The 511-nt window shown below is 43.8% G+C and carries 1 protein-coding gene; it reads right to left on the reverse strand.

The window, feature by feature from the left end; all coding sequences use genetic code 11:
- Positions 1–485 (reverse strand): ISAs1 family transposase (locus GQA99_RS20240; protein WP_160057010.1); only part of this gene is annotated, 485 nt, incomplete at its 3' end.
- Between the last annotated feature and the right edge of the window lie 26 nt (positions 486–511).

Below are 511 nucleotides of genomic sequence, written 5' to 3' on the forward strand. Positions count from 1 at the left end.
AGAAGCTTTATTAGCTCTGGGATTGCTGTGATTTCATTGGACTTTTCAGAGGTCTTGACTTGCCCAAGAACGAGTTTGTTTTTACATGCAAACGCATTCACCATATGAATTGTTGATTGTCGGTTTCCACGTTGATAGGAGCCTCTCAATGTCTTGCCGTCTATCGCGATAAGTTGACCTTGCGTTATTTCATGCATGGCTTGCATCCACTTTATGAAACACAGCCTAAATTGCTCGGGGTCAATGCGTGAGATAGTCCTCGCGATGGTGTCATCGACAGGGACACCATCACTTAAATATCCATGCTGTTGAAACCAATCAAGATGACCCTCAGCGTAATCTCGGATCTCGCTCCAGCCCTCGGCTCCAGCGATAACGCCACACAAAGTAACAAATAAAATATCTTCGAGAGGATAAGTGATTTTAGCCGATTGACGAGTGTCGGTAAGCTCGCTGAAAAAGGTTGTGAAGGCTTCAAGGTACATAATTTACTCTCCTAAAAGAGAGTATA

Origin of the sequence: Shewanella litoralis, assembly GCF_009828585.1 — a bacterium.
GTDB classification, from domain to species: domain Bacteria; phylum Pseudomonadota; class Gammaproteobacteria; order Enterobacterales; family Shewanellaceae; genus Shewanella; species Shewanella litoralis.